Below are 21844 nucleotides of genomic sequence, written 5' to 3'. Positions count from 1 at the left end.
GGGGCCGGCACGCTGTCGCGTACCGGCCCCGTCGCGGGGAAACGTCGGTCATCGCACGAATTCGGCGGCGCCGTTGGCGAGGTCGAGCAGCGGGCCCGGCACGACGCCCAGCACCAGCGTGGCCAGCACGCCGATCATGAGCGCCGCCGAGGTCAGGCCGCCCGGCACCGTCACCGTCGGGGTGGACTCCCCCGGCTCGGACAGCCACATCATGACCACGACCCGCAGGTACGGGAACGCGAGCACCATGCTGGTCAGCACGCCGGCCACCACCAGCCACGCCTGGTCGGCGTCCAGGGCCGGGGCGAAGACGGCGAACTTGCTCATGAACCCGCTGGTGAGCGGGATGCCGGCGAAGGCCAGCAGGATGAAGGTGAAGACCGCCGCGAAGAACGGCGAGCGCTTCCCCAGCCCCGCCCAGCGGGACAGGTGGGTGGCCTCCCCGTCGGCGTCGCGGACCAGGGTCACCACCGCGAACGCGGCCAGCACCGAGAAGCCGTACGCGGCGAGGTAGAACATCGTGCCGGCGAGCCCGTCCCGGCTCGGCGCGAGCACCCCGACCAGCAGGTAGCCCGCGTTGGCGATCGACGAGTAGGCCAGCAGCCGCTTGATGTCGGTCTGGGTGACCGCCAGCACCGCGCCGACCAGCATGGTGAGCACCGCCACCGCGCCGAGGACCGGGGTGAAGTCCCACGCCGCGCCGGCGAACGCCACGTGGAAGACCCGCAGCAGGGCACCGAACGCGGCGACCTTCGTGCAGGCCGCCATGAAGCCGGTGACCGGCGTCGGGGCGCCCTGGTAGACGTCGGGGGTCCACACGTGGAACGGGGCGGCGGCGGCCTTGAACAGCAGGCCGATGGAGAGCAGCGCCATGCCGGCGAAGAGCAGCACCTGGCTGGCCGGGGACTCGCCGACCGCCGCGTGGATGGTGGCGAAGTCGACGCCGGCCGGGCGGCCCGGGATGCCGGAGGTGAAGCCGTACACCAGGGCCACACCGAACAGGAAGAACGCCGAGGCGTACGCGCCGAGCAGGAAGTACTTCATCGCCGCCTCCTGGCTCAGCAGCCGCCGGCGACGGGCCAGCGCGCAGAGCAGGTAGAGCGGCAGGGAGAAGACCTCCAGGGCGATGAACATGGTCAGCAGGTCGTTCGCCGCCACGAAGATCAGCATGCCGCCGATGGCGAAGCTGGCCAGCGGGTAGACCTCGGTCGCCCCGTTGCTGCCCTCGGCCTGCCGCCGGTCCTCCACCGACTCGGCGGTGACGGCGGCCTGGGCGACGAACGCCCCGCCCCGCTCCACCGAACGCTCGCCGATGAGCAGCAGCGACATCGCGGCGAGGACCAGGATCGCGCCCTGCAGGAACAGGGTCGGCCCGTCCACGGCGAGCGCCCCGCCGGCGGTGATCAGCCGGTCGTCGGCATTGAAGATCACCATCACCAGCGCGGCGAGCACCGCGAGCAGCCCCAGCGAGAGCTGCACGAGGTGGCGGTGCCGGCGGGGCACGAAGGCCTCGACCAGCACGCCCAGCAGGGCGGCGCCCAGCATGATCAGGATCGGAGCGAGCGCCGCGTAGTCGATCGACGGCAACTTGAGCTCGGTCACTTCGCGGCCTCCTGCACGACACCGCCGACCTCAGGGGCCGGATCGGTCCTGCCGACGTCCTCCATGGTGGCCCGGACGGCGGGGTTGATGACATCGGTGACCGGCTTGGGATAGAAGCCGAGCAGCACGATCAGCGCGATCAGCGGCGCGACCACGACCTTCTCGCGCAGGTTGAGGTCGCGGCGCATCGGCTCGACCTCGGTCAGGGCCGGGTTGAGGGTGCCCTGGGTCGTCCGCTGCACCATCCACAGCACGTACGCGGCGGCCAGGATGATGCCGAGCGTGGCGATCACCGCGACCGGCTTGTTCACCGTGAAGGTGCCGATCAGCACCAGGAACTCGGAGACGAACGGCGCGGTGCCGGGCAGGGCCAGCGAGGCGAGACCGGCGAAGAAGAGCACCCCGGCCAGCAGCGGCACCAGCTTGCCCGCGCCGCCGAAGTCACTGATCAGGGCCGAGCCGCGCCGGGCCACCAGCATGCCCACCACCAGGAAGAGCAGGCCGGTGGCGAGGCCGTGGTTGAGCATGTAGAGCACCGCGCCCGTGCCGGCCTGCGTGGTGAAGGCGAAGATGCCGACCCCGATGAACCCGAAGTGCGCGATCGAGGTGTACGACACCAGCCGCTTCAGGTCGTTCTGACCGACCGCCAGCAGCGCGGCGTAGATGATGCCGATCACCCCGAGCGCGAGCGCGTACGGGGCGAACCACTTCGACGCCTCCGGGAACAGCGGCAGGCAGTAGCGCAGGATCCCGAACGTGCCGACCTTGTCCAGCACGCCGACGAGCAGCGCGGCGGCCCCGGCGGGGGCGGCCCCACCGGCGTCCGGCAGCCAGGTGTGGAACGGGAAGAACGGCGCCTTGATCGCGAAGGCGAGGAAGAAGCCGAGGAACAGCCAGCGCTCGGTCCCGGTGGAGATGTCGATCTGGGTGAGCGCCTGCCAGTCGAAGGTCTTCCCGCCGACGACCCACAGGCCGATCACGGCGGCCAGCATGAACAGGCCGCCGACCAGCGAGTAGAGGAAGAACTTCACGGCCGCGTACTGCCGCTGGTGGCCGCCGTAGCTGCCGATCAGGAAGTACATCGGCACCAGCATGACCTCGAAGAACACGTAGAACAGGAAGACGTCGGCGGCGGCGAAGACGCCGATCATCGTGGATTCGAGGACGAGCAGCAGGGCGAAGTAGACCGGGATCGAGCGCTTCGACGACTCGGCGTCGTGCCAGGACGCGAGGATCACCAGCGGCACCAGCACCGCGATCAGCATCAGCATCACCAGGGCGATGCCGTCGGCGGCGAAGGTGAACCGGGCGTCCCACTGCGGGATCCAGGTGTACGACTCACGGAACTGGAGCCGCTCACCGCCGGTCTTGAACGCCAGCCACATGACCACGGACAGCGCGAGCACCAGCAGCGACCACCCGAAGGCCACCTGCTTGGCCAGCTCCGGCCGGCGGCGCGGCAGGACGGCCACGACCAGCGCGCCGACCAGCGGCGCCACGGTCAGCACCGAGAGGAACGGGAAGTTGGACATTATGCGGCCTTACCTCCGTCGTCACTGCGTGGTCCGCCGGCGGGGGCGGCCGTAGAGAGGTCGATCACGCCAGCCACCCCGCCTGCACGGCCAGGAACGCCGCCACCACCAGCAGCGCGCCGGTCAGGATGGACGTCGCGTACGACCGGACGAAGCCGGTCTGCAGCCGCCGGAGTCGGCCGGAGCCCCCGCCCACGGCGGCGGCGAGGCCGTTGACCAGCCCGTCGATGCCCCGGTTGTCGAGGAAGACCAGCGCCCGGGTGAGGAAGATCCCCGGCTTCTCGAAGACCGCCTCGTTGAAGGCGTCGGTGTAGAGGTTGCGCCGGGCGGCGGTGACCAGCACACCCGCCGGCTGCGGCTCGGTGGCCGTGCCGTTGCGGAACAGCGACCAGGCGAGCCCGGCCCCGGCGATCGTGACGACCAGCGACAGGATCGTGATCACCGTGTGCGACAGCACGGCGTGGTGCTCCTCGCCGGCCTCGCCGAGCACCGGCGTCAGCCAGGAGGCCAGGCCGTCGTTCCACACCATCAGGCCACCGGCGACCACCGAGCCGATCGCCAGCAGGATCAGCGGGATCGTCATCAGCTTCGGCGACTCGTGCGGGTGCTCGATGTCCTCGGTCCACCGCTTCGGGCCGTGGAAGGTGAGGACGAACAGCCGGGTCATGTAGAACGCGGTGAGCCCCGCGCCGAGCAGCGCCGCGCCGCCGAACAGCCACGCCGTCCAGTCGTCGCGCGTGAAGGCGGCGACGATGATCGGCTCCTTGGAGAAGTAGCCGGACAGCGGCGGCAGGCCGATGATGGCCAGCCAGCCCATCATGAACGTGATCCAGGTGACCTTCATGTACTTCGACAGCCCGCCGAAGCGGCGGATGTCCACCTGGTCGTTCATGCCGTGCATGACCGAGCCGGCGCCGAGGAACATGTTGGCCTTGAAGAAGCCGTGCGCCAGCAGGTGGATGATCGCCAGGGCGTACGCCCCGCCGCCGAGGCCGACGCCGAGGAACATGTAGCCGATCTGGCTGACCGTCGACCAGGCCAGCACCCGCTTGATGTCGTCCTTGGCCGCGCCGATGATGCAACCGAGCAGCAGGGTCAGCGCGCCGACGCTGACCACCACGAGCTGGAGCGTCGAGTTGGCCGAGAAGACCGGGTTGGACCGGGCGATCAGGTAGACGCCGGCGGTGACCATGGTGGCGGCGTGGATGAGCGCCGACACCGGGGTCGGGCCCTCCATCGCGTCCGGCAGCCACGCCTGCAGCGGGAACTGGCCGGACTTGCCGGCCGCGCCGAGCAGCAGCAGCAGGCCGAGCACCAGCACCGTGGTGCCGGTCAGCGAGCCGACCCCGTTGAACACCTCGTCGTACTGGGTGGTGCCTAGGGTGGCGAACATGATGAAGATGCCGATGGCCAGGCCGGCGTCGCCGACCCGGTTCATCAGGAACGCCTTCTTGCCGGCGGTGGCCGCGCTCGGCCGGCCGTACCAGAAGGAGATCAGCAGGTACGACGCCAGGCCGACGCCCTCCCAGCCGAAGTAGAGCATCACGTAGTTGTTGCCGAGCACCAGCAGGAGCATCGCGGCGACGAAGAGGTTGAAGTAGGCGAAGAACCGCCGCCGACCCTCGTCGTGCGCCATGTACTCGACCGCGTACAGGTGGATCAGGAAACCCACCCCGGTGATCAGCAGGACGAAGACCGCGGCCAGCGGGTCGAACAGCAGGCCGAAGTCCACGTGCAGGTCACCGACGGCGATGAAGTCCCACAGGCTCAGCTCCGCCGACTTGTTCTCCAGGCCACGGAGCTGGAAGAAGTAGGTCAGGCCGAGCACGAAGGAGGCCCCGATCGCGGCCACCCCGAGCCAGTGCCCCCACCGGTCGGCCCGCCGGCCCAGCAGCAGCAGGACCGCCGCGCTGGCCAGCGGAATCGCCACCAGCAGCCAGAAGCTGCCCAGCAGGCCGCTCGCCGCAGCGTAGGCGACGTCACCTGCCGGCTCAGCCGGGGCGTTCATCAGAATCGTTCCCACCGCAGGGCCCCTTAGTACTTCAGCAGGTTGGCGTCGTCGACGCTGGCCGAGCGCCGGGTCCGGAAGATGGACATGATGATCGCGAGGCCGACCACGACCTCCGCCGCGGCCACCACCATCACGAAGAACGACATGATCTGGCCGTTCAGGTCACCGTTGATCCGGCTGAAGGTGACCAGGGTCAGGTTGGCCGCGTTCAGCATCAGCTCGACGCACATGAACAGCACGATCGCGTTCCGGCGGACGAGCACCCCCACCGCACCGATGGTGAACAGCACCGCGGCGAGCACCAGGTAGTAGTCCGGGGTCATCGGTCCGTCCCCTTCAGCGTGGTCTCCTCGGCGGTCAGCTCCCGGGCCGGCAGGATCTCCGGGATGCTGCGCTCGGTCAGCCGGCCGTCGGGCAGGCGGGCCGGCGTGGCCACCGAGGACGAGGTGGCGAAGACACCCGGGCCGGGCTTCGGGCCGGGGTAGTTGCCTGGGGCGAAGCGGGCCTTCATGGTGGCGATCTGGTCCATCTTGTCCTCCCGCCGCCGCTCGATGTGCGCCAGCACCATCGCGCCGACCGCCGCGGTGATCAGCAGCGCCGACGTCAGCTCGAAGGCGAAGACGTACTTGGTGAACAGCAGCCGGGCGATGCCCTGCACGTTGCCCTCGGCGTTGGCCTGCTCCAGGCCGACCGCCGAGACGCCACCGAGGCCCCGGTAGAGGCCGCCGCCGACCAGGCCGGCGAAGCCGAGCCCGAGCACCACGGCGGCGACCCGCTGGCCGCGCAGGGTCTCGATCAGTGAGTCCGAGGCGTCCCGGCCGACCAGCATCAGCACGAACAGGAAGAGCATCATGATCGCGCCGGTGTAGACGATGATCTGCACCATGCCGATGAACGGCCCGGCCTGCAGGACGTAGAAGACGCCCAGGCAGAGCATCGTCAGCACCAGCCAGAGCGCCGAGTGCACGGCGTTGCGGGCCGCGATCATGCCGATCGCGCCGAGCAGCGCCAGCGGGGCGAGGATCCAGAAGGTGACCTCCTCGCCGCCGGAGACCCCGCCCGCCGCGGCGAGCACCGTCTGCGTGGTCATGCCTCGTCCCCCTTGCCCGCCGCCGCCCGCTGGGCCTGCTGCTCGGCGCCGGGGAAGGTCACCCCGGGGTGCTCCTCGACCTGGTAGCGACCCGGGCTGTTCGCCGCGTGCTCGGCACCGGCCGACGTGCCCGGGTTGCTCAGCGCGCCGACGTAGTAGTCCTTCTCGCTGTCGCCGAGCCGCATCGGGTGCGGCGGCTGCTCCATGCCCGGCAGCAGCGGCGCGAGCAGCTGCTCCTTCGTGAAGATCAGGTCCTGCCGGTTGTCCCGGGCCAGCTCGTACTCGTTGCTCATGGTGAGCGACCGGGTCGGGCAGGCCTCGATGCAGAGCCCGCAGAAGATGCAGCGGGCGTAGTTGATCTGGTAGATCGACGCGTGCCGCTCACCCGGGGACAGCCGGTTCTCTTCGGTGTTGTCCCCGCCCTCGACGTAGATCGCGTCGGCCGGGCAGGCCCAGGCGCACAGCTCGCAGCCGATGCACTTCTCCAGGCCGTCCGGGTGCCGGTTGAGGATGTGCCGCCCGTGGTAGCGCGGCGCCGAGACCGGCGGCTTGAACGGGTAGTCGGTCGTGACGACCTTCCTGAACATGTGCGAGAAGGTGACCCCGAAGCCCTTGAACGTTCCGGTGATCGCGCCCACGTCACACCTCCCTGGAGTCCGAGCCGGCGGCGATGTTGGCCGGCTCCCGCTCGGCGACCACGCGCTTGGTGCGCGGGCTCGGTGGCACTTGCAGGTCCATCGGTGGCAGCGGGAAGCTGCCGTGCGGGCGGCTGTTGACCTGCTCCTGCAGCGTCGGCCGCGGCTCCTTCTTACGGCTCGGCCACAGCAGCGTCACCAGCAGCAGCACACCCGCGCCGAGGCCCGTGGCGAGCAGCCGGTCCCGGGTCTGCCAGCCCTCGATCGAGCGCAGGCCGGCCAGGACCAGGATCCAGACCAGGTTGATCGGCAGCAGCACCTTCCAGCCGAACCGCATGAACTGGTCGTAGCGGAGCCGGGGCAGGGTGCCCCGCAGCCAGACGAAGACGAAGACCAGCGCCAGGACCTTGCCGAAGAACCAGAGCATCGGCCACCAGCCGGTGTTGGCGTCCGCCCACAGCGTGATCGGCCAGGGGGCCCGCCAGCCGCCGAGGAACAGCGTCGTGGTGACCGCGGACATGGTCACCATCGCCACGTACTCGCTGAGCATGAAGAGCGCGAACTTCAGCGAGCTGTATTCCGTCATGAAGCCGGCGACCAGCTCCGACTCGGCCTCGGGGAGGTCGAACGGCGCCCGGTTGGTCTCGCCGACGGTGGCGATGAAGAAGATGATGAAGCTCGGCAGCAGCAGGATCGCGTACCAGCCGGGGGCCGGCACCTCGACGCCGGCGATGGTGAACCGGGTGGCGTCGCCCTGGGCGGCGACGATTCCGCTGGTCGACATCGTCCCGGCGGTCATGAACACCGCCACGATGCTCAGCCCCATCGCGACCTCGTACGAGATCATCTGGGCGCTGGAGCGCAGGCCGCCGAGCAGCGGGTACGTCGACCCGGACGCCCAGCCGCCGAGCACGATGCCGTAGACGGCCAGCGACGAGCAGGCCAGCAGCACCAGCACCGCCACCGGCACGTCGGTGACCTGCAGCGGCGTCCGGTGGCCGAAGATGCTCACCATCGGGCCGAACGGGATCACCGACAGCGCGGTGACCGCGCAGACCACCGAGATGACCGGGGCGAAGAAGTAGACGACCTTGTCCGCCGCCTTCGGGAGGATGTCCTCCTTGAAGGCCATCTTCAGGCCGTCGGCGAGGGTCTGCAGCAGGCCGAACGGGCCGACCTGGTTGGGGCCGGGCCGCACCTGCATGTAGCCGACGACCCGCCGCTCGAACCAGACGCCGAGCAGCGTGGCCAGCAGGCCGAAGACGAAGGCGAACAGGACCTTGATCAGGACCAGCCACCACGGGTCCTTGCCGAAGTCGGCCAGCGTCGGGTCCTGCGCGAGGTAGACCGCGTTCACTGGGAAACACCCCCGGAGTTGAGGAGGGGACCCGGGCGGCCGGCCGCGTCGGCGGCGACCTCGCCGGCCGGGGCCGGTCCGGTCGCCGTGGCGGCGGAGATCCGCACCACCGTGCCGGACGTCGCGCCGAGGCCGCGCCGGACGGTGGAGCCGGGTGAGTTGGTCGGCAGCCAGACGACGCCGTCGGGCATCTCGGTGATCGCCGCCGGCAGGGTGATGGCCCCCCGGTCGGTGCCCACCGTCACCGGGTCGCCGTCGGCGACGCCGAGGGCCTCCGCGGTGCCCTTGCCCAGCCGGGCCACCGGCGGGCGGGCGGTGCCGCCGAGGTGCTCGTCGCCGTCGGTCAGGCTGCCCAGGTCGACGAGCTGGTGCCAGGTGGCCAGCACGGCCTCCCCGGCGTCGGGCTGCGGCACCGTGGCCGGCTGCACCGACGGCGTGGACGGCCGGTCGGCCCGGGTCGGCGGCAGGCTGCCCAGCTCGCGGCGGACGCTGAGCACGTCGCCGGTGCCGAGCTGCACGTCGAGCAGCGCGGCGAGGGCGTCGAGCACCCGGCCGTCGGTCATCGCGGCGGTGTGCAGGACCGCCTCGAAGGGCCGCAGGCGACCCTCCCAGTCCAGGAAACTGCCGGCCTTCTCGACCACCGGGGCGACCGGGAGGACCACGTCGGCCCGGCGGGCCACCGCGCTCATCCGCAGCTCCAGGCTGACCAGGAACGGCACCGCGTCCAGGGCCTGCTCGGCCAGCCGGGGGTCGGCCAGGTCGGCCGGGTCGACGCCGGCGACCACCAGCGCGCCGAGCTGGTCGCCCGCCGCCGCCGCGAGGATGGCGTCGGTGTCCCGGCCGGCCTGGCTCGGGATCACGCCGGCCGGGATGTCCCACGCCTCGCCCAGCTCGGCCCGCGCGGCCGGCTCGGTGACCGGACGGCCGCCGGGGAGCAGGTTAGGCAGGCAGCCCGCGTCGACCGCGCCCCGGTCGCCCGCGCGCCGCGGCACCCAGGCCAGCTTCGCGCCCGTACGCCGGGCCACGTCCGCCGCCGCCGACAGGCCGCCGGGCACCTCGCCCAGCCGCTCGCCGACGATCAGGATCGCGCCGGGGGTGCTCAGCGCCTCGGCCACCGTGGCGTGCTCGGCGAGCACGCTCGCCTCCTCGCCCGGCACCACCCGGGCCAGCTTGGCCCCGAGCTTCTCCAGGCCGCGGGTGGCGAACGGCGCGATCGCGTACACCGTCAGCTTCTTCTTCAGGTACGCCTTGCGCAGCCGCAGGAAGAGGATCGGGCACTCCTCCTCCGGCTCCAGGCCGACGAGCACCACGGCCGGGGCGTTCTCCACGTCCGCGTAGGTGACGTCGGTGCGCCCGGCGACGGAGCTGGCCAGGAAGTCGGACTCCTCACGGGAGACCGGCCGGGCCCGGAAGTCGATGTCGTTGGTGTGCAGGGCGACCCGGGCGAACTTCGCGTACGCGTAGGCGTCCTCGACGGTGAGCCGGCCGCCGGTCAGCACCGCCGTGCCCCGGGCGGAGTCCCGGGCCGCGGCCAGCCCCTCGGCGGCGACGGTCAGCGCCTCGCTCCACGACGCCTCGCGCAGCTCACCGGTCTCGGCGTCGCGCACGAGCGGGTTGGTGATCCGGTCGAACGCGCGGGTGTACTGGAAGCCCCAACGGCCCTTGTCGCAGTTCCACTCCTCGTTGACCTGCGGGTCGTCGCCGGCCAGCCGGCGCAGCACCTTGCCACGCCGCCAGTCGGTGCGCTGGGCGCAGCCGGCCGAGCAGTGCTCGCAGACGCTGGGGCTGGAGACCAGGTCGAACGGGCGGGCCCGGAACCGGTACTGCGCGCCGGTGAGCGCGCCCACCGGGCAGATCTGCACGGTGTTGCCGGAGAAGTAGGAGTTGAACGGGACGTCGCCGCTGTCCTCGCCGGCCTCCGCGCCGTACTCCTCGTCCCGGTAGATGTTGATCTCCTCGGCGGACGACCGGCCCATCAGGTCGATGAACTTGTCGCCCGCGATCTCCTCGGAGAACCGGGTGCAGCGCTGGCAGAGCACGCAGCGCTCGCGGTCGAGCAGCACCTGGGTGCTGATCGGCAGCGGCTTGGGGTACTCCCGCTTGTGCTCGTGGAACCGGGAGTCCGTGCGGCCGGTGGACATCGCCTGGTTCTGCAGCGGGCACTCGCCGCCCTTGTCACACATCGGGCAGTCGAGGGGGTGGTTCATGAGCAGCAGCTCCATGACCCCCTCCTGCGCCTTCTTGGCGACCGGCGAGGTGAGCTGGGTGCGCACCACCATGCCCTCGGCGACGGTCTGGGTGCAGGAGGCCACCGGCTTGCGCTGGCCCTCCACCTCGACCAGGCACTGTCGGCACGCGCCGGCCGGGGCCAGCAGCGGGTGGTCGCAGAAGCGCGGGATCTCGGTGCCCAGCTGCTCGGCGACCCGGATCAGCAGCGCACCCTTGGGTGCGGTGACCTCGACGCCGTCGATCGTGAGGGTGACGGTCTCGGTCTGCTTCGCTACGTCGGTCATTAGTGCGCTCCCACCAGCTGCTTGTCCGACAGCTTCGGCGCGGTACGTCCCTCGATGTAGTCGAGGTAGTCCTGCTTGAAGTACTTCAGCGACGAGGTCACCGAGCTGGTCGCACCGTCACCCAGGCCGCAGAACGAGCGGCCGAGGATGTTGTCGCAGGTGTCGAGCAGGGTGTCCAGGTCCTCGTGGGTGCCCTGGCCGGCGAGGATCCGCCGGTAGACCCGGACCATCCAGTAGTTGCCCTCGCGGCACGGGGTGCACTTGCCGCACGACTCGTGGTGGTAGAACTCCAGCCACCGGTAGGTCGCGTAGACCGGGCAGTCCTGGTCGGAGAAGAGCTGGGTGGCCGTGGTGCCCAGGATCGAGCCGGCCGCCGCCACCCCCTCGAAGTCCAGCGGCACGTCCAGGTGCTCGGCGGTGAGCAGCGGGGTGGACGAGCCGCCCGGGGTCCAGAACCGCAGGTTGTGGCCCGGCTGCATCCCGCCAGCCAGCTCCAGCAGCTCGCGCAGCGTGACGCCCATCGTGCACTCGTACTGGCCGGGGTTGGCGACCCGGCCGGAGAGCGAGTAGATCATCGGCCCGGACGACTTCTCCGTGCCCATGGTCTTCCACCAGTCGGCCCCGCCGAGCACGATGTACGGCACGCTGGCGATGGTGCCGACGTTGTTGACCACGGTGGGGCTGGCGTACAGGCCGTGGGTCGCCGGGAACGGCGGGCGCAGCCGGGGCTGGCCCCGGAAGCCCTCCAGCGAGTCCAGCAGCGCGGTCTCCTCGCCGCAGATGTACGCCCCCGCGCCCGAGTGCACCACCAGGTCCAGGTCGAACCCGGAGCCGAGGATGTTGCGCCCGAGGTAGCCCTTGGCGTACGCCTCCTGGACGGCGCTGCGCAGCCGACGCGCGGCGTGCACCGCCTCGCCCCGGATGTAGATGTACGCCCGGCTGGCCCGGATCGCGTACGACCCGATGATCACGCCCTCGACCAGCGAGTGCGGGTCGTGGGTCATCAGCGGCAGGTCCTTGCAGGTGCCCGGCTCGCCCTCGTCGGCGTTGACCACCAGGTAGTGCGGCTTGCCGTCGCCCTGCGGGATGAAGCCCCACTTCAGGCCGGTCGGGAAGCCCGCGCCGCCGCGACCGCGCAGCCCGGAGTCCTTGATGAGCTGGATCAGGTCGTCCGGGTGCGCCTTGAGCGCCTTGCGCAGGGCGGCGTAGCCGTCGAGCTTCTCGTAGGTGCCGATTCGCCAGGCGTCCGGCGACAGCCAACGCTTGGTGAGCACGGGGGTGAGCTTGGCCAGGGTCTCCGGCCGGGGAGTCGTCACTGCTGGGCCTCCGCTTCCTTGAGGGAGCGCTCCTGGGCTTCGGCGTCGTCGCCGGCGGGCTTGCGGTCGCCGGCCGGCGGGTTCGCGGCGGCGCCCGCGGCCTGGGCCTGCTGGGCGTCGCGCGGGACCGGGGGCGCCCCGTCGACCGGCACCGCCACCCCGGGCGCGGCCGGCGCGGGCTCGGGCTCGGCTGCCGGAGCCGGCTTCGCGGCCTGGGCCTTGGCCTCGGCGGCGGCCTTGTCAGCGTCGGCCTTCGCCTTCTCGGCGTCCGCCTTGGCCTTCGCCTCGGCGGCGGCCCGGTCGGCCTCGGCCTTGCTCCGGATCGGGGTGCTCGGGTCGTAGCCCGGCACCGAGATGCCGTGCTGCTCGGCCAGCCGCAGGCCCCGCAGGGTGGGCTCGCCCGGGCCGCCGTCGGCGACCGCGCCCTCGCGCTCGTCGGCGAAGCCGGCGAGCTGCACCGACATCTCCTTCAGCGTGCAGAGCCGCGCGCCCCGGGTCGGCATCGGCCGGCCGCCGGCCCGCAGCTCCTCGACCACCCCGACCGCGGTCTGCGGGTCGACGCCGTCGAAGAAGTCGTAGTTGACCGTCATGACGGGGCCGTAGTCGCAGGCCGCGAGGCACTCGGCGTGCTCCAGGGTGACCTTGCCGTCGGCGGTGGTCTCGTCGTGCCCGACGCCCAGGTGCTCGGCGAGGGTGTCGTAGACCTGCTGCCCGCCCAGCACGTTGCACATCGTGTTGGTGCAGACGCTGACCAGGTAGTCACCGGTCGGCCGGCGCTTGTACATCGTGTAGAAGGTGGCGACCGCGCCGACCTGGGCCTTGTTCAGGCCGAGCACCTCGGCGCAGAACTCGACGCCGGCCGGGGAGACGTACCCCTCCTCCGACTGCACCAGGTGCAGCAGCGGCAGCAGCGCCGACCGGGACCGGTCGGCCGGATAGCGGGCGATGATCTCGCGCGCCCGCTCCCGCGTCTGCTCAGTGAAAGTCGTCGTCATCGGTCACAACCACCCATCACGGGGTCCAGCGAGGCGCCGCCGGCGATCACGTCGGCGATCAGGCCGCCCTCGGCCATCGCCGGGAGGGCCTGGAGGTTGACGAAGCTCGGCTCCCGGTAGTGCACCCGGTAGGGCCGGGTGCCGCCGTCGGAGACCGCGTGCACGCCCAGCTCGCCCCGGGGGGACTCGATGCCGACGTACACCTGGCCCGGCGGAACCCGGAAGCCCTCGGTGACGAGCTTGAAGTGGTGGATCAGGGACTCCATCGACTGGCCCATGATCTTGGCGACGTGCTCCAGCGAGTTGCCCATGCCGTCCACGCCGATGGCGAGCTGCGCCGGCCAGGCGATCTTGCGGTCGGCCACCATCACCGGGCCCGGCTTGAGCCGGTCCAGCGCCTGCTCGACGAGCTTCAGCGACTCCCGGATCTCGGCCAGCCGCACCAGGTAGCGGCCCCAGACGTCGCCGTCCGGGTGGGTGGGCACGTCGAACTCGTAGGACTCGTAGCCGCAGTACGGCATCGTCTTGCGCAGGTCCCAGGCGAGGCCGGCGGAGCGCAGCACGGGGCCGGTGACGCCCAGCGCCAGGCAGCCGGTCACGTCGAGCACCGCCACGTGCTTGGTGCGCTCGGTCCAGATCGGCTGGCCGGAGAGGAGGTCCTCGTACTCCTTGAGCTTCTTCGGCATCATCTTCAGGAAGTCGCGGATCTTGCGGATCGCGTCGTCCGGGACGTCCTGCGCCACGCCGCCCGGCCGGACGTACGCGTGGTTCATCCGCAGGCCGGTGATGGTCTCGAAGATGTCGAGGATGTACTCCCGCTCGCGGAAGCCGTACAGCATGATCGAGATCGCGCCCAGCTCCATGCCGGTGGTGGCCAGCCAGACCAGGTGCGACGAGATCCGGTTGAGCTCCATCATCAGGACCCGGATCGTGGTGGCCCGCTCGGTCACGTCGTCGGTGATGCCGAGCAGCTTCTCCACCGCGAGGCTGTACGCCGTCTCGTTGAAGATCGGGGAGAGGTAGTCCATCCGGGTCACGAACGTCGAACCCTGCACCCAGTTGCGGTATTCGAGGTTCTTCTCGATGCCCGTGTGCAGGTAGCCGACGACCGACCGGGCCTCGCGGACGGTCTCGCCCTCCAGCTCCAGGATCAGCCGGAGCACGCCGTGGGTCGACGGGTGCTGCGGACCCATGTTGACGACGATCCGCTCGTCGTTGATCGGGTCCGTGCCGGAGACCACCTGGTCCCAGTCCCCACCGGTGACGGTGAAGACCTTGCCCTCGGTCGTCTCGCGCTCGGTGGCGTAGTTCGACGTCGTCACTGGTACGACCTCCGTCGGTCCGGCGGCGGGATCTCCGCGCCCTTGTACTCGACGGGCACGCCGCCGAGCGGGTAGTCCTTGCGCTGCGGGTGCCCCTCCCAGTCGTCCGGCATGAGGATCCGGGTCAGGTTGGGGTGGCCGTCGAAGACGATGCCGAACATGTCGTACGCCTCCCGCTCCTGCCAGTCGGCGGTCGGGTAGACGGCGGTGACGCTCGGCAGGTGCGGGGCCTCGACGGAGACCGCGGCCTCCAGCCGCAGCCGGCGGCGGTAGGTCATCGAGGTGAGCTGGTAGACCACGTGCAGCCGGCGCTCGTCCGCGCCCAGGTAGTCCACCCCGGACACCGAGGAGCACAGCTCGAAGCGGAGCGCGAGGTCGTCGCGCAGCACCTGGCAGACCTCAGCGATGCGCTCCGGGCGCACGTGCAGGGTCAGCTCACCCCGGTCGACCACGACCTTCTCGATCGCGTCGCCGAAGTGCGGGTACGCCTCCTCCAGCGCGTCGCGGACCTCGTCGAAGTAGCCCCCGTACGGCCGGGGGGTCTCCTCGATCGGCCGCTGCTGGCGGACCAGGCCGCCGAAGCCGGAGACGTCGCCGCTGCCCTGGTTGCCGAACATGCCGCGCCCGGCCGGGCTGGACGGCGGGTGCTCGGCCGGCGCGCCGCTGCTGGCCCCGGCCGGCGTCACCGGCACGGGCACGCCGCCGGTGCTGTTCCTGTCGTTCGGTGCGGTCACTTCGGGCCCCCGTGCGGGTGGAGGTGGTTCTGCGCGTTCATCCAGTTCTCGATCCGCAGCTGCTCCTCGCGCCCCTCGCGGACCGCCCGGGTCCACTCGGCGCGCCGGGCCTTGTCGTTGCGGTACGACGAGGGCATCGAGCCGTACGGCACGACGGGGACGTCGCCGCGCTCCTGGCGGGCCTGGAGCATCTTGCGGCCGTTCGGGCCCAGCGGCTCATACATGATCTTCTCGCGGAGCTTGAGGATCGCGTCGATGAGCATCTCCGGCCGGGGCGGGCAGCCCGGGAGGTACATGTCGACCGGGACGATGTGGTCGACGCCCTGCACGATGGCGTAGTTGTTGAACATGCCGCCGCTGCTGGCGCAGACGCCCATCGAGAGCACCCAGCGGGGCTCGGCCATCTGGTCGTAGATCTGGCGCAGGACCGGGGCCATCTTCTGGCTCACCCGGCCGGCGACGATCATCAGGTCCGCCTGGCGGGGCGAGGCGCGGAACACCTCCATGCCCCAGCGGCCCATGTCGTAGTGCGGGCCACCGGCGGCCATCATCTCGATGGCGCAGCAGGCCAGGCCGAAGGTGGCGCCCCAGACGGACGACTTCCGCGACCAGTTGACCAGCTTCTCCACGGAGGTGAGCAGGACGCCGGCGGGAAGCTTCTCCTCGATACCCATCTGACGTACCTCCCTCAGTCCCAGTCCAGGCCGCCGCGCCGCCACACATAGGCGTACGCGACGAAGACCGCGACGATGAACAGGACCATCTCCACGAAGCCGAAGATCGGCAGGGCGTCGAACGAGACCGCCCAGGGGTAGAGGAAGATGATCTCGATGTCGAAGACGATGAAGAGCATCGCCGTCAGGTAGAACTTGATCGGGAACCGGCCGCCCCCGACGGGCTGCGGGCTGGGCTCGATGCCGCACTCGTACGCCTCGAGCTTGGCCTTGTTGTACCGGCGCGGGCCGGCGAAGCGGGCGGCGGCCACGGAGAACAGCGAGAACGCCGCGGCGAGGGCGAACAGCCCGATAATGGGTGCGTAAGGCGAGAGCGTCATCGTGGTCTCCTGCTCGTCCTTCCCTGCCCTCGGCGGTGGTGGGCCAAAATCACACTATTCACGTCCCTCACGACGGCTGTCGGCGGGGGTCGATCTCTGCCTGGCCGGTGTCCTCGTCGACCTCGGCCCGACGGCTCACACGGCGGGTGCCGCCTTCGTCATCGCGTTGATGACCCGGTCCATCGCGTCCCCGCCGCGCGGGTCGGTCAGGTTGGCCAGCAGCTTGAGCACGAAGCGCATGAGGGCGGGGTGCGGCATGCCGTGCTTCGTGGCGACCCGCATGATCTCCGGGCGGCCGATCAGCTTCACGAAGATGCCGCCGAGCCGGTAGTAGCCGCCGAAGCGGGCCTTCAGCTCCTGCGGGTATGCCAGCAGGGCCCGCTCCCGCTCGGCGCCGGCCGGCCGGGCGAGGGCCTGCACCGCGACCTCGGCGGCCAGTTCGCCGGACTCCATCGCGTAGGCGATGCCCTCGCCGTTGAACGGGTTGACCATGCCGCCGGAGTCGCCGACCAGCAGGACGCCCCGGGTGTAGTGCGGCACCCGGTTGAAGCCCATCGGCAGCGCCGCGCCGAGGATCGGCCCCTCGGCGTTCGTCTCGTCGGTCAGCCCCCACTCCTCGGGGGTGTTGGCCAGCCAGTCGGTCAGCAGCCGCCGGTAGTTGGTCTTGCCGAAGGCGGTGGAGGAGTTGAGGATGCCCAGGCCGGCGTTGACCCGCCCGTCGCCGAGGCCGAAGATCCAGCCGTAGCCGGGCAGCAGCTCGCCGTTGCCCTTGCCGCGCAGCTCCAGCCACGACTCCAGGTAGTCGTCGTCGTGCTTGGCGGGCGAGCGGTAGTAGCGCCGGACGGCCACGCCGATCGGCCGGTCCTCGCGCTTGGCCAGCCCGAGGGCGAGCGGGAAGCGGCCGGAGACGCCGTCGGCGGCGACCACCAGCGGCGCGCGGAAGGTGGCGGGCTCCTTCTCCGGGCCGACCTCGGCCACCACGCCGATCACCCGGTCGTCGGCGTCGAGCACCGGGCCGGTCACGTTCACGCTGGTGCGCAGCTTCGCCCCGGCCGAGACGGCGCGCTGGGCGAGCAGGTCGTCGAAGTCGAGCCGGGTGCGGACCAGGCCGTAGTTGGGGAAGCTGGCCAGGTCGGGCCAGTCCAGCTCCAGTCGGACGCCGCCGCCGATCACGCGCAGGCCCCGGTTGTGCAGCCAGCCTGCCTCGGTCGAGGTGTCCACGCCCATCCGGATGAGCTGCCGGACCGCGCGCGGGGTCAGCCCGTCGCCGCAGACCTTCTCCCGGGGGAACTCGGTCTTCTCCAGCAGCAGCACCCGCACGCCGTGCCGCGCCAGGTGATATGCCGTCGCCGAGCCGCCGGGACCGGCGCCCACGACGATCACGTCGGCGTCGTTCTCCACCGCGGTCATCTGCGCCTCCTCCCCATGCTCGTGAAATGCTTCACAAGCCAGTCGGGTGGAGTCTATGACCGGCGTAACACGCGCGCCCGGTTAGGTGGCCCTAACTTGCCGAGGTGAGGGCCACCAAGGTCCACTTCGGTCGTCAGCGCGGGGCGGGGACCGTGTCGTCCAGCCGGGTGTCGGCCGCGTCGTCCAGTCCGGCGTCGGCCCGGATCGACTCGGGCAGGTGGTCGCGCAGCGCGCCGCCGGCCACCCGGTCGAGCGCGGCCAGCACCTCGGCCACCACGCGGCGCACGTCGGCGGGATCGGCACCGGCCAGGTCCCGGAGCTGGGCGACCAACTCCGCCGCGTCGTCGTCCGGCGGCGCGTCGCCTGCCTGATCCGCTCCGGTCATGCCGCGAGCCTAAGCGGCAAAGTGGACTATTTCCCCACAATTGGGAAAGGTGTGGGCGACTCGGGTCAGGCGCGGCGGGTCGCGCGGTGCAGCGCCACGACGCCGCCCGTGAGGTTGCGCCACGCCACCCGCTCCCAGCCGGTCGCGCCGATCCGCCCGGCCAGGGCCGGCTGGTCCGGCCACGCCCGGATCGACTCGGCCAGGTAGACGTACGCCTCCGGGTTGCTCGACACCGTGCGGGCCACCGCCGGCAGCGACCGCATCAGGTACGACAGGTAGACCGTCCGGAACGCGGGGTTGACCGGGGTGCTGAACTCGCAGACCACCAGCCGGCCGCCGGGGCGGGTGACCCGGGCCAGCTCCCGCAGGGCGGCGTCGGTGTCCGACACGTTGCGCAGCGCGAAGGAGATGGTCACCGCGTCGAAGCTGGCGTCGGCGAAGGGCAGCCGCAGCGCGTCCCCGGCCAGCAGCGGCACCGCCGGGCGGGACCGCTTGCCGGCGTGCAGCATGCCGAGGGAGAGGTCGGCGCCGACCGCGTACGCGCCGGACTGGGACAGCTCCTCCGTGGAGACGCCGGTGCCCGCGCCCACGTCCAGCACCCGGTCGCCGGGGCCGAGCCCCAGGGCCGCCCGGGTGGCCCGCCGCCACGAGCGGTCCTGCCCGAAGGAGAGGACCGTGTTGGTCAGGTCGTAGCGGGCCGCCACCCCGTCGAACATCGCGGCGACCTCGTGCGGCTGCTTGTCCAGGCTGGCGCGCTGGCCCTGCGGGGTACGGCTCACCCCTCCACTCTGCCAGCCGCCGCCCGGACGCGGTACGGGCGGGGTGGTCGCCCACCCCGCCCGTACCGTCGTGCAACGCCGCCGACCGGCTGTCGTGCTCCGGGTCAGTCGGTCGACTTCTCGTCGCCCGGCGTGACCAGCACCACCCGGCGACGGCGGGCCAGCACCAGCAGCACGCCGCCGGCCAGCAGCACGGCCGCGCCGACGCCACCGATCAGGCCGGCCTGCACGCCGGTCACCGGCAGCCCGCCGCCGCCACCGCCGGTGGTCGGCGAGGGCGTGACGCTCGGCTGCCCGGAGGGCGACGCGGTCGGCGTGGCGCTCGGCTCACCGCTCGGGGTGGGGGTGGGGCTGGGCTGGGCCGACAGGTCCACGAACACGTCGAACACGGCCTGGTTGTCGACGTCGTCCGTCTCGGCGAAGGCGCGACGCTGCGCCGAGGAGGCGACCTGCGGCTCCTCCTCGGGCTCGCCCTCCGCCCCGTCCAGCCCGTACGCGAACAGCTCGCCGGGGCGCAGGACCGGCTCGGCCGCGTCGTCGGCGACCTTCACCTGCACGTCGTCGGTGTAGTACTGGCCCGGCTTCACCACCGCGCCGGAGTCCTCGCAGAGCGCCTGGGCCAGCCCGCCGATCTCCTGCTCGACGCAGTTCTCGGGCAGCTTCGCGAAGCTGACCTTGGCCGGCAAGGTGAGCATGTAGAAGATGCCCGTCGCCCTGCGGCTGCCGTCGTTGTAGACCGCCCAGTCCAGCGGGGCCGTGCCGCCGCGCGGGATCGGCTTGAGGTCCGGCTCGCTGTTCTGCGCGCCGTCGACCACGACGTTGGCGTACCCGTCCTGCACCCAGGAGGTGAGGTCGTAGCCGGGGCGGGTCACGGTGATGTCGACGGTCTCGGTGTTGTCGTCGGTGTTCGGGTCGGCGGTCGCCGAGGTGACCGTCACCTTCAGCGCGCCGCCCTTGCCCCGGAGGCCCGCGCTGAACAGCGGGATGCCGAAGTCCTCCGTGGTGCCGCCGGCCAGGTCGCCGAGCAGGCAGGTGAACGCGGTGCCGGCGACGTCGCAGCCCTGCGGGACGACGAAGCCGACCCGCTGGGTCAGCCCCTTCGTCTCCACGGTGACCCGGACGTCGCGGGCCACGGCCGAGCTGCGGGTGTTGTCGACGGTGAACTTGAACGGCTTGGCCTTGGCCGCCTGCACGCCCCGGGCCAGGTTCTGGCTGAGCGGGACGAGCGCCAGGTCGGCCTGGTCGGCCGCCTGCGCCGGGGCGGCGGCGGTGGCGAGGCCACCGGCGGCCAGCAGCGCCGCGGCACCGACGCGGGCCAGCGCCGAGCGGTGGAACGAGGTCATTGATCCCCCGAGACAGGAAGAGGGAGGTTGCGGAATCGAGCGGACGTTATCCGAGGTAGATCGTTCGCGCCAGCCGCAGCGCGCGATGTTCATCGCTTCGACCACGACCCGTACCGACAGTGAGGGCGGGATGGTCGCCCATCCCGCCCTCACCGCGGTGCGTTATATGAACGGCCCTCATGGGCCGATGGAGGATGTGGCCCGCCGGCCGTTCCACCCCGGCCGACCCGCTCCGACCTGCGTCGGAGGGTGCGCGCCGCACGTTATCGGCCCCTGGGCGGTGCCGCCACCCCCCGCGCCGACGATGCCCGGGCCATACGTTCGGTCACCTTCAGGGATTGTCGGGATTGGCCGCTTGTGGGGCGGGCCCGCAACCCGGCGCGTCCCCCGAACGGCGACCACTAATGCCCTCCCGACGACCGGTCACGGGACTTTCGGCCGGCCACGCTGCGGTCCGGGGTGGTGACCCGGTGTGAGGTCCGATCGGCAGGTCCTCAGGCGTTGCGCTGTTCGTCCGTCGGGGCCACCAGGACCAACCGGCGGCGACGGGCCAGCACGAGCAGCGCACCGCCGACGGCCAGCACCGCCGCGCCCACCCCGCCGATCAGACCGGCCTGCGGGCCGGTCACCGGCAGGCCGCCGTCGCCACCACCCCCGCCGTCGCTGCGGGCGATGACGAGCACGGCGAAGTCGTCGCTGTTGTCACTGCTGTCGACCTCGCGCGCCGGCACCAGACTCAGGCCGGACGGCAGGGCCGGCGTCGCCGCCCTGCGCGAGCGCTGCTGCTGCGGCGTGAGCTGGCCCAGGGCCTCCGCCGTCACCGTGCCGGGCTTGAGGGCGACCGGCCCCCGCACGCCGGCGTCGACCGTGATCGGCACCACGAAGCTCAGGGCGTCGCCGCCGTCGGCGAGCCGCAGGTCCTCGATCTCGCAGGTCGCCTTCCGGTTGCCGGCGGAGTGCGCGCAGTCGGTGAACCTGGCCGCGAAGGTGACCCCCTCGGGCAGGAGCAGGGTGAGCCGGAGCCCGTCCGTGGCGAGGTCGCCCTGGTTGACGACCTCGCCGACGAGCACCGTGGTCTGGCCCGGTTGCAGGGCGGGGAAACCCTCGGTGTCGGGGTCGTACTCGTCGGGCCGGATGTGCCGGGTCACGTCCGGGACGCGGACGCCCAGGTCGACGCCGCTCTCCTCGGTGAACTCGACCTGCACGGTCCTGGTGTTGTTCTCCGGGGTGGTGTCGTCCGGCGAGGCGAGGGTGAAGGTGACCGGAGCCGAGCGGGGGCCGCCGCCGTTGTTCTTGAACACCAGCAGGGGCACCTCGACGGTCCGGCCGGGGGCCGGCAGGTCGTCGCCCAGCAGCGCGCAATACCAGAGGTCCTCGCCGATCTCCTCGCACGCCTCGCCGTTCGGGATCGCCTCGGCGTCGAGCGGGTCGAGGTCGGAGACGTCCACCTTCACGGTGACGTTGGCGGCCGGGTTCGTACCCCTGTTGCTGACCTTGATGTAGGCGGTCTTGCCCTCGACTCCGGCGGCGACCCGGGTGCCCGCGACGTCGAGCGAGAGGTCCGTGCCCGCGCCCTCGGCGCGGGCCGGGGTGCCGAGGGCGGCGAGCGCGCCGGACACGAGCAGGGCGGCGACGCCGAGCCGCGCCGGCCGTCGGTAACGCAAGGTCATGAGTTTCCCCCGTGGAAAGAGCGAAAGGTACGCCGACCGCACGTTAGCGGTCGACGTACCTTTTTCGCCGTCCCCTGCCGGGGTGGGCCGCCCCCG

19 protein-coding genes are annotated in these 21844 nt (G+C 71.6%); all 19 read right to left on the bottom strand.

The features are described 5' to 3' along the window. Nucleotides 1–48 precede the first annotated feature (48 nt). The gene (gene nuoN / locus LPA42_RS09245) at nucleotides 49–1602 is read right to left on the bottom strand and encodes an NADH-quinone oxidoreductase subunit NuoN (protein WP_077935676.1); all 1554 of its coding nucleotides are present in this window, start codon (nucleotides 1600–1602) and stop codon (nucleotides 49–51) included. Next, nucleotides 1599–3134 (bottom strand): NADH-quinone oxidoreductase subunit M, encoded by a 1536-nt coding sequence (locus LPA42_RS09240; protein ID WP_043961437.1) that lies wholly within the window; start codon nucleotides 3132–3134, stop codon nucleotides 1599–1601. The genes nuoN and LPA42_RS09240 overlap by 4 nt, the downstream gene beginning before the upstream one ends. 64 nt (nucleotides 3135–3198) lie before the next feature. Then, nucleotides 3199–5142: an NADH-quinone oxidoreductase subunit L gene (gene nuoL / locus LPA42_RS09235; RefSeq protein ID WP_077935675.1), complete on the bottom strand. Its 1944-nt coding sequence runs from the start codon at nucleotides 5140–5142 to the stop codon at nucleotides 3199–3201. A gap of 26 nt (nucleotides 5143–5168) precedes the next feature. Continuing rightward, a complete protein-coding gene (gene nuoK / locus LPA42_RS09230; protein ID WP_007074133.1) occupies nucleotides 5169–5468 on the bottom strand; it encodes an NADH-quinone oxidoreductase subunit NuoK in 300 nt (99 codons plus the stop codon). Continuing rightward, complete coding sequence (locus LPA42_RS09225; protein ID WP_077935674.1) at nucleotides 5465–6235, bottom strand: NADH-quinone oxidoreductase subunit J; 771 nt, start codon at nucleotides 6233–6235, stop codon at nucleotides 5465–5467. Before LPA42_RS09225 ends, nuoK begins: the two co-directional genes overlap by 4 nt. Next, complete coding sequence (nuoI, locus tag LPA42_RS09220; RefSeq protein ID WP_074475428.1) at nucleotides 6232–6873, bottom strand: NADH-quinone oxidoreductase subunit NuoI; 642 nt, start codon at nucleotides 6871–6873, stop codon at nucleotides 6232–6234. The genes LPA42_RS09225 and nuoI overlap by 4 nt, the downstream gene beginning before the upstream one ends. A gap of 1 nt (nucleotide 6874) precedes the next feature. Continuing rightward, entirely contained in the window at nucleotides 6875–8227 is a 1353-nt protein-coding gene (gene nuoH, locus LPA42_RS09215; RefSeq protein WP_077935673.1) for an NADH-quinone oxidoreductase subunit NuoH, read from the bottom strand. Then, on the bottom strand, nucleotides 8224–10740 hold the full coding sequence (locus LPA42_RS09210) for an NADH-quinone oxidoreductase subunit G (protein WP_077935672.1): 2517 nt from the start codon (nucleotides 10738–10740) through the stop codon (nucleotides 8224–8226). Before LPA42_RS09210 ends, nuoH begins: the two co-directional genes overlap by 4 nt. Beyond that, entirely contained in the window at nucleotides 10740–12056 is a 1317-nt protein-coding gene (nuoF, locus tag LPA42_RS09205; protein ID WP_043961427.1) for an NADH-quinone oxidoreductase subunit NuoF, read from the bottom strand. Before nuoF ends, LPA42_RS09210 begins: the two co-directional genes overlap by 1 nt. Further along, nucleotides 12053–13051 carry an NADH-quinone oxidoreductase subunit NuoE gene (nuoE, locus tag LPA42_RS09200; protein ID WP_077935671.1) on the bottom strand — a complete coding sequence of 333 codons (999 nt, stop codon included), beginning with the start codon at nucleotides 13049–13051 and terminating at the stop codon, nucleotides 12053–12055. Before nuoE ends, nuoF begins: the two co-directional genes overlap by 4 nt. After that, nucleotides 13048–14373 (bottom strand): NADH-quinone oxidoreductase subunit D, encoded by a 1326-nt coding sequence (locus LPA42_RS09195; protein WP_077935670.1) that lies wholly within the window; start codon nucleotides 14371–14373, stop codon nucleotides 13048–13050. Before LPA42_RS09195 ends, nuoE begins: the two co-directional genes overlap by 4 nt. After that, the gene (locus tag LPA42_RS09190; RefSeq protein WP_077935669.1) at nucleotides 14370–15107 is read right to left on the bottom strand and encodes an NADH-quinone oxidoreductase subunit C; all 738 of its coding nucleotides are present in this window, start codon (nucleotides 15105–15107) and stop codon (nucleotides 14370–14372) included. Before LPA42_RS09190 ends, LPA42_RS09195 begins: the two co-directional genes overlap by 4 nt. Next, complete coding sequence (locus tag LPA42_RS09185; RefSeq protein WP_007074124.1) at nucleotides 15104–15781, bottom strand: NADH-quinone oxidoreductase subunit B family protein; 678 nt, start codon at nucleotides 15779–15781, stop codon at nucleotides 15104–15106. The genes LPA42_RS09190 and LPA42_RS09185 overlap by 4 nt, the downstream gene beginning before the upstream one ends. Nucleotides 15782–15795: 14 nt before the next feature. After that, nucleotides 15796–16161 carry an NADH-quinone oxidoreductase subunit A gene (locus tag LPA42_RS09180; protein ID WP_043961418.1) on the bottom strand — a complete coding sequence of 122 codons (366 nt, stop codon included), beginning with the start codon at nucleotides 16159–16161 and terminating at the stop codon, nucleotides 15796–15798. Between the two features lie 135 nt (nucleotides 16162–16296). Further along, nucleotides 16297–17571: a geranylgeranyl reductase family protein gene (locus LPA42_RS09175; RefSeq protein WP_077935668.1), complete on the bottom strand. Its 1275-nt coding sequence runs from the start codon at nucleotides 17569–17571 to the stop codon at nucleotides 16297–16299. A 133-nt stretch (nucleotides 17572–17704) separates the two neighbouring features. Beyond that, nucleotides 17705–17956 carry a hypothetical protein gene (locus tag LPA42_RS09170; protein WP_077935667.1) on the bottom strand — a complete coding sequence of 84 codons (252 nt, stop codon included), beginning with the start codon at nucleotides 17954–17956 and terminating at the stop codon, nucleotides 17705–17707. 65 nt (nucleotides 17957–18021) lie between these two features. After that, a complete protein-coding gene (locus LPA42_RS09165; RefSeq protein ID WP_077935666.1) occupies nucleotides 18022–18735 on the bottom strand; it encodes a demethylmenaquinone methyltransferase in 714 nt (237 codons plus the stop codon). Between the two features lie 104 nt (nucleotides 18736–18839). After that, complete coding sequence (locus LPA42_RS09160) at nucleotides 18840–20078, bottom strand: cell wall anchor protein (RefSeq protein ID WP_077935665.1); 1239 nt, start codon at nucleotides 20076–20078, stop codon at nucleotides 18840–18842. Between the two features lie 494 nt (nucleotides 20079–20572). Next, complete coding sequence (locus LPA42_RS09155) at nucleotides 20573–21748, bottom strand: hypothetical protein (RefSeq protein WP_077935664.1); 1176 nt, start codon at nucleotides 21746–21748, stop codon at nucleotides 20573–20575. Nucleotides 21749–21844: the final 96 nt, after the last annotated feature.

This window comes from Micromonospora sp. DH13, from assembly GCF_020873825.1.
GTDB lineage: Bacteria > Actinomycetota > Actinomycetes > Mycobacteriales > Micromonosporaceae > Micromonospora > Micromonospora haikouensis.
The sequence above is the reverse complement of the archived record's forward strand: the minus strand, read 5'-3'. Positions and strand labels throughout refer to the sequence as shown.

What these genes read in the sequence shown, in the direction of transcription:
- nuoE (WP_077935671.1), bottom strand. Translation starts at nt 13,051, where the DNA reads ATGACGACGACTTTCACTGAGCAGACGCGGGAGCGGGCGCGCGAGATC.
- LPA42_RS09225 (WP_077935674.1), bottom strand. Translation starts at nt 6,235, where the DNA reads ATGACCACGCAGACGGTGCTCGCCGCGGCGGGCGGGGTCTCCGGCGGC.
- LPA42_RS09160 (WP_077935665.1), bottom strand. Translation starts at nt 20,078, where the DNA reads ATGACCTCGTTCCACCGCTCGGCGCTGGCCCGCGTCGGTGCCGCGGCG.
- LPA42_RS09180 (WP_043961418.1), bottom strand. Translation starts at nt 16,161, where the DNA reads ATGACGCTCTCGCCTTACGCACCCATTATCGGGCTGTTCGCCCTCGCC.
- LPA42_RS09240 (WP_043961437.1), bottom strand. Translation starts at nt 3,134, where the DNA reads ATGTCCAACTTCCCGTTCCTCTCGGTGCTGACCGTGGCGCCGCTGGTC.
- nuoL (WP_077935675.1), bottom strand. Translation starts at nt 5,142, where the DNA reads ATGAACGCCCCGGCTGAGCCGGCAGGTGACGTCGCCTACGCTGCGGCG.
- LPA42_RS09210 (WP_077935672.1), bottom strand. Translation starts at nt 10,740, where the DNA reads ATGACCGACGTAGCGAAGCAGACCGAGACCGTCACCCTCACGATCGAC.
- LPA42_RS09155 (WP_077935664.1), bottom strand. Translation starts at nt 21,748, where the DNA reads ATGACCTTGCGTTACCGACGGCCGGCGCGGCTCGGCGTCGCCGCCCTG.
- LPA42_RS09170 (WP_077935667.1), bottom strand. Translation starts at nt 17,956, where the DNA reads ATGACCGGAGCGGATCAGGCAGGCGACGCGCCGCCGGACGACGACGCG.
- LPA42_RS09175 (WP_077935668.1), bottom strand. Translation starts at nt 17,571, where the DNA reads ATGACCGCGGTGGAGAACGACGCCGACGTGATCGTCGTGGGCGCCGGT.
- nuoK (WP_007074133.1), bottom strand. Translation starts at nt 5,468, where the DNA reads ATGACCCCGGACTACTACCTGGTGCTCGCCGCGGTGCTGTTCACCATC.
- LPA42_RS09185 (WP_007074124.1), bottom strand. Translation starts at nt 15,781, where the DNA reads ATGGGTATCGAGGAGAAGCTTCCCGCCGGCGTCCTGCTCACCTCCGTG.